The sequence below is a fragment of the Antribacter soli genome (assembly GCF_021568775.1).
GTDB lineage: Bacteria > Actinomycetota > Actinomycetes > Actinomycetales > Cellulomonadaceae > Antribacter > Antribacter soli.
Map to the genome: position 1 here is coordinate 125435 of NZ_JAKGSG010000036.1, position 6000 is coordinate 131434.

Annotated in this window: 6 protein-coding genes; 3 read left to right on the forward strand and 3 right to left on the reverse strand. The window is 69.3% G+C overall.

The genetic code is table 11. From position 1 onward, the window contains the following. Nucleotides 1-36: 36 nt before the first annotated feature. Entirely contained in the window at nucleotides 37-819 is a 783-nt protein-coding gene (bglS, locus tag L1785_RS13760; RefSeq protein WP_236089841.1) for a beta-glucanase, read from the reverse strand. Nucleotides 820-994: 175 nt separating this feature from the next. Continuing rightward, nucleotides 995-2311, reverse strand: a complete 1317-nt coding sequence (locus tag L1785_RS13765; RefSeq protein WP_236089842.1) for a glycoside hydrolase family 6 protein — start codon at nucleotides 2309-2311, stop codon at nucleotides 995-997. 491 nt (nucleotides 2312-2802) lie between these two features. Between L1785_RS13765 and L1785_RS13770 the strand changes: the two genes are divergently transcribed. The 3 genes from L1785_RS13770 to L1785_RS23245 all read left to right on the forward strand — a co-directional run bounded on the left by L1785_RS13770 (nucleotide 2803) and on the right by L1785_RS23245 (nucleotide 5160). Next, on the forward strand, nucleotides 2803-2979 hold the full coding sequence (locus tag L1785_RS13770; RefSeq protein ID WP_236089843.1) for a hypothetical protein: 177 nt from the start codon (nucleotides 2803-2805) through the stop codon (nucleotides 2977-2979). A 37-nt stretch (nucleotides 2980-3016) separates the two neighbouring features. Further along, nucleotides 3017-3244: an ArdC-like ssDNA-binding domain-containing protein gene (locus L1785_RS13775; protein WP_236089844.1), complete on the forward strand. Its 228-nt coding sequence runs from the start codon at nucleotides 3017-3019 to the stop codon at nucleotides 3242-3244. A gap of 62 nt (nucleotides 3245-3306) precedes the next feature. Further along, nucleotides 3307-5160 carry a LamG-like jellyroll fold domain-containing protein gene (locus L1785_RS23245; RefSeq protein ID WP_236089845.1) on the forward strand — a complete coding sequence of 618 codons (1854 nt, stop codon included), beginning with the start codon at nucleotides 3307-3309 and terminating at the stop codon, nucleotides 5158-5160. A 671-nt stretch (nucleotides 5161-5831) separates the two neighbouring features. On the opposite strand, the gene L1785_RS13785 is transcribed toward L1785_RS23245, so the two are convergent. Then, entirely contained in the window at nucleotides 5832-5990 is a 159-nt protein-coding gene (locus L1785_RS13785; protein WP_236089850.1) for a phosphotransferase, read from the reverse strand. Nucleotides 5991-6000 lie beyond the last annotated feature (10 nt).

Below are 6000 nucleotides of genomic sequence, written 5' to 3' on the forward strand. Positions count from 1 at the left end.
CGGGCTGGTCGCTATCACCGGGTACTGGGCGCGAGGTCAGTACTGCGTGTACCGGACCCAGTCGTAGGTGGCGGTCCGTCGGCCGGAGTAGTTGAACGGTCCGAGCCAGTCATCGACGCCCGTCCCCGGCCACAGGTTCATCATGATGCGCTGCGGACGCGTCGGCAGCGGGCCGCGCGAGCCGTTCTCCTGATGGACGAGGCGGCCGTCGACGAACCAGTTGATCGTTCCACCACGCCACCACTCGATGGCGTAGTTGTGGTACCCGGCCGCGGCGTCGAAGCCGAGATTGATGATGGTCTCGTGCCCCCCGACTCCGTTGGTGAAGTAGTTGGTCTGCATCTGCCAGGTGTTCTTGCCGAGAATCTCGACGTCGATCTCGTCCCACGGCTGGCCGTCGCTCGGTCCGGTGTAGGTGAAGAACGACGTCACGATCCCGGACCCGGACGCTGCCTTCATGCGGACCTCGAAGCGCCCGTAGGAGTACAGGTCGTTGGTGCGGTACTCGCCGGAAGCGTACGGCCTGCCCGAGCAGCCGCTCGGGCAGGAGGCGTTGTCCAGGTTCAGGCCCATGACCCCGCCGCTGTGCCAGACGTGGTCGGCGCGCCAGCCGGCGTTGAACATGCCCCCGTTGGTCCATCCGTCGGCCTTGTGCCAGCGCCCGGTGTTGTTCCAGTCGAAGTTGTCGACGAAGCTGCCGCCGATGGCTGCCTCGGCAGGGGGCACCAGCGCCGGCGCCGCTGAGAGGCCGAGCACGAGGGCCAGGGCCAGGAACAAGCGGCGCGGTGCGGAGCGGTGGTGCGTCGTCATTGATCGCATGAATACCTCCTTTGGTACTGGTGGTGCGCGTGACTCCCGGGCATCGAGCCAGGACTTCGGCGCTCATCGAGGCGGGCGGCTACCTCCTTCCGGGACGTCGATGGTCGGTCGGCCATCGGGACGCCGGTCTCTGGACGGGCCGATGGCCGGCCGCGCGGCCCGTCCAGAGATCAGCTCAATGCTTCGGGCCCTGCCTCTCCGGACCGTCGGGCGCCGGCTTGGCCAGCTCGATCAGTTCCCGTGCCTGCTCGGTGAACCACTGACCGGCGGCCGGGTCGACCATGCCGCGCTCGGGGTCCTCGGGTCCGTCCAGGCCGCGGAAGCACTGCCCGTCGGACTCGCCCGGGATCTTGATCCACAGGAGGGCGTCGACGAGCTCGTTGCCGGTGTCGGTCGTCGGCCGGAGGCCCAGGCCACGGTCCGGCGGGTTGCACCACGTCTCGGCGTCGGGGTAGACCCCGGCCGGCGCGGCCCAGGGGCCCTGGCCGTTGCGGCTGGTGTCGATGACGAAGTGCGTGGTGGGCTGGACGTCGCCGAGGATGAGGTCGAAGCGCGACTCGATGCCTGCGGTGTTCAGCGCCGGGTCGGTTGCGGTCGGGCTCCAGATGCCCTGGTGGGACAGCGCCACGCCGGTCCAGTCGTTCGCCGGACCGCCGTTCCAGTACTGGTTGCCGCAGTTGGTGAAGTCACCGGGCACGACCTGCGTCCCGTAGGCGATGCACTGGGAGATCCAGGTGCCGTAGCTGACGTTGTTCTCGGTGAGCAGGTAGTTCGACACGTTCAGGAAGAACCCGTCCGCCCGCTCGACGCCGGCCTTGACGAGGCGGTCGGAGATCTCGCCCACCGCGAGCCATGCCGGGTTCGTACCGTCGAGGTACGTGACGGTGTTCGGCTGCTGGGCCAGGCGGTCGACCGCGTAGTTGAGCATCTCGAAGCGCTCCGCCGCGGCGTCCCGGCCCGTCGTGGCCGGGTCGTACTCCGGTGGCTGGCACTGCTCGAGCCGGCCCTCCAGCGTCGTGTACCAGGGGATGACGCCGAGCCCGTCCGGCTCGAGGACGACGACGGCCTTCCTGTCCCCGATGCCGGCGGCGAAACCGTCAATCCATGCCTTGTACTCGTCGACGCCGAGGGCGCCGCCAGCCGAGTAGAGGGCGCAGTCGCGGAACGGGATGTTGTACGCGACCAGCACGGGCACCTTGTCGCCGGTGCGCTTGACGAGCTGCCGGACGCGCTCCTCCACGTCAGCAGGACTGCCGTCCGTGAACCAGGTGGAACTGGGGATCTTGCTGAGCAGGAGCGCGTCCTGCTTGGCCTGCCCGCTCAGAGCGTGGGCCGCCTCCTTCGTGGTGCTCTGGGAGTCGTTGAAGAGCTCGGTCCCAGGTGCCAAGACGTCGTTGCTCGCCGAGGCCGGACTGCCGTTGAACAGGGCTGCGCCGAGAGCGCAGGTGGTCAGCGCGACCATGAGCCGGCGCCGACGGGTCGGTGGTGCCATGTGGGGAATCTCCCAAGGTTCTGCGAACGCGCCATTGTGAGTTCGCTACGGTGAACGCAAACTGGAAAGAAGTGGAACCGCTTCCACCGGCGCTATCCTCCGGTGGTTGGGCGGCTGTGTCAAGGTTCCCTGCGAACCGTCCGGCGCGCTGGCGTCGTGCTCAGGGGGCAGTGGGGTACTCCAGTTCGCACGCCGCGCCGGTCTCTACGCTGGAGACCGGCTGACGGAAGGCATGGAGCCGTGCGGAAACTGCTCTACGGCATGAACCTGGCCCTGGACGGCTAGATCGCCGCGCCCGGCGACGGCATCGGCTGGGGCGGGCCTGCCGACGTAAAGCAGGCCCTGTAACCGGGTCGCCCAGTGGGTGCGGTCGTCGAGCCTCGCACTCTGCCAGGACTTCTCGAAGCGGTCCACGGCCGGACGTAACCGCGCCACCGGAGTGCGCCTCGGCGGCCCTCGCGCACCTACCTCCCAGATCGAGGGAGGTCACCATGCGCAAGGACGAACGCACGCTCGAGGAGAAGATCGCTGACCGCAACGCGAAGCTCGACGCGTTGCACGAGAAGCTGGCGACCGCCGTTGGGCAGCTTGTCACCGGCGAGGACTGCTGCGGGCGATTGCATCTGCTGCGAAGATCAGGTCCAGATCCTTCAACAACACGCTCCTGATCTGGGTGCAGCACGCTGCCGCGTACGAGGCGGTGTCGTGTCCGCGCCGGAGCCGACCTACGTCGCCGGGTTCCAGCAGTGGAAGAACCTCGGCCGCTCCGTCCGCAAGGGAGTGGCCGGCTATCAGATCCTGGCGCCCCGCACCGCCCGCATGGCGTCCCGTTCCCCGGGCGACCCCACGTCGTGGCGTCGCCTGGACCGCGGGGAGAAACCCGGGCCTGGTGAGACCGTCCACCAGGATGATCGGCTGAGCGAGGCGGCCTGATGGTCAGGCTCCGTTCGGCTCCGCGTCACCCCGGGGCCAGCAAACCTGGCCAGGATGTGGCCGTGGAAAACACGTTCTCGCGCCGGTCCCTCTTCCGGGCAGCAGCGGCCGTCCCGATCCTCTCAGCAGCCTCCGCCACTGTCGGAACGACGTCGGCATCCGCCTTGCCGACGCCCGCGGCGCCGAACGGCGGTCCGCCTGACGCGACCGACCCGCGGTTCACGATCGCCGTCCTGCCTGACACCCAGTACCTCCTGGACGAGGGCGGCTCCGACGCCGAACCGGTGCGTGCGACGCTGCGCTACCTCGTGGGCGAGCAGGCGACGGACAACGTCGTCTTCATGACCCAGCTCGGCGACGTGACCGAGCACGGTACGGAAACCGAGATGCGCACGGCGAGCGACGTGTTCGACGACGCAGGCGGACTGCCGTTCAGCGTGCTGGCCGGCAACCACGACGTCAGGGGCGACGACCAGCGGGGCGACACACCCTACCTGCGCACCTTCGGGCCGCAGCGGTTCTCCGGGATGGAGACCTACGGCGGCTCCTCCCCCGACGGCTACAACAGCTACCACGTGGTCCGCGGCGGCGGGCGGGAGTGGCTGATCCTGGCCCTGGACTGGCGCGCCTCCGACGCCGGGCTCGCCTGGGCCCAGGGTGTGCTGGACCGGCACGCCACGCTGCCGGCGGTCCTGACCACCCACGACCTCGTCTGGGCCGAGGACGACGGTCAGGCCCAGCTGTCCGACAACGGACAACGCCTCTGGGACCGCCTGATCCGTGGCAACGACCAGATCTTCCTCGCGCTCGGGGGGCACTACTGGCCGTCCGGCCGCACGACGATGACCAACGACGACGGCAACCCCGTGCACCTGCACATCACGAACTACCAGGACCGCTACTACGGCGGCGCGGGCATGGTGCGGTACTACGGGTTCGACCTGGCCCGTGGCGTGATCGACGTCGAGACCTTCTCGCCCTGGCTGCTGGCGAAGGACGACCCCACGCCGCTGGAGTCGGAGCACGTCGAGCTCAGCGGCGACGTCGACCGGTTCACGGTCGAGATCGACTTCGACGAGCGCTTCGCCGCGTTCGCACCGCCGGTGCTGCCGGCGCCGCGTCCGCCGTCGGCCGTCATGCCGCAGGGCACGGTCGCGTACTGGCGGTTCGACGAGGCCGGGCTCGCCACGGCGGGAGCCGACGGCGCCCCGGTGGCTCCGGGCACGGTCGCCCGCGACCTCACCGGCAACGGCAACGACCTCACCTCCGAGCTCCTGCACGGCAGCGGCCGGCACGCGCTGACCTGGTCGGCCGAGCACCACGACGCCCAGCCGGCCCATGCGAGCCTCCGTTTCGACGGCCGCAAGCAACCCGACCAGGGCGCGGTGCTGCGGACCGGCCCCGACGCGCCGATCAACAGCGCGACCTTCGAGTCCGGCTACACGATCGAGACGTTCCTCAAGCTGCCCGACCCTTATCTGGGCGACCACGCCTGGATGGGCGTCCTCAGCTGGGAGGGCCGCTCCGGCGACGCAGGCAAGCACAGCGGAGACGCCGACGAGCCGACGTGCAGCCTGAACCTGTCGGGCGAGCGGTTCCTGCAGTTCGTCGTCTACCCCGTACCGGTCGACGCGGACCCCACCTCCTGGAGCCACGCGCTCCCGGTCGGCCGATGGATGCACGTCGCGATCGTGAACGACGGCCGGCACACGGTGATGTACGTCGACGGCTCGGAAATCGTGCGCAACGCCGCCGAGGAGTCGCGGGGCATCTCCACGCTCGGCAAGCCGTTCGCCGTCGGCGGCACCCAGTACGCCGAGCAGTACGAGCAGGGTTTCTACGGCTGGATCGGCGACATCAGGATCGTTTCCCGCGCCCTGCGGCCCGACCAGTTCCTCATGGCCACAGGCAGTTGAGGCCCGCGGCCCGAACGCACCCTTCGACGTAGGTGCGAGAACGCCTCGGATCCCGTGGGGGAACGGGCGGCCTCGGCCGGCCCTTCCTGTCCACCGCAGCTCCACGGGACCCGAGGTGAATCGCAGGTCGAACCGCGTTTCCGCTGATCAGAGGATCAGCGGAAACGCACCGCAGCTCAGACGTTGACCTGTGCGTTGTGGCCCTGACCTCGTGGTTCACCGTCTGGCGGAGTGCCGTGGGGGAATCGGGCCGGTGTGCCCCTCCCCCGCTGGCGGGGAGACGGCGTGACCGTGACGGGGTCGTTGTGGTCGCAACGCGGAACTTGTCCGACGAGCACTGATGCGGTGGCAAGCGCCCACCAGCGTTGGGTCGCCTGGCGTGCGCGAGCGCGCTCCGCGTACTTGCGTGGGCCAGCCATTCGCATCTGGGCGAACTCTTCGCTCACCCCGGAGAGCGACGTCCAGGTTCGCCAGACCCTTCAACGCCGCCTCATGGGCAGCAGGCGGCCCCGATGGGCGCGAGCGCAGCGGACCATCGGGTCGACCGCTCACCGCGCGACAACATCGCCGTCCTCGACGTCGGACTTCCCGACGGCGCCGCTCTGGTTCAGCGTCAGCAACAGCTACTACAGCGGGCGGCTGAGCAACGTGATCCTCGACCCGTTCAGCGGTCAGATCAAGCTCCGCCTGCTCGAGGTCGCGGCGGAGTAAGTGTCGTCCAGGCGTTCCTCGTGCCCGAGCGTCACGGTGGCCAGGTCGAACATGGCGTCGCCGGGGGCGGCCTCGGACCAGTCGATGACGCCGGTGACCTCCTCGCCGTCGACGAACACGTGGGTGATC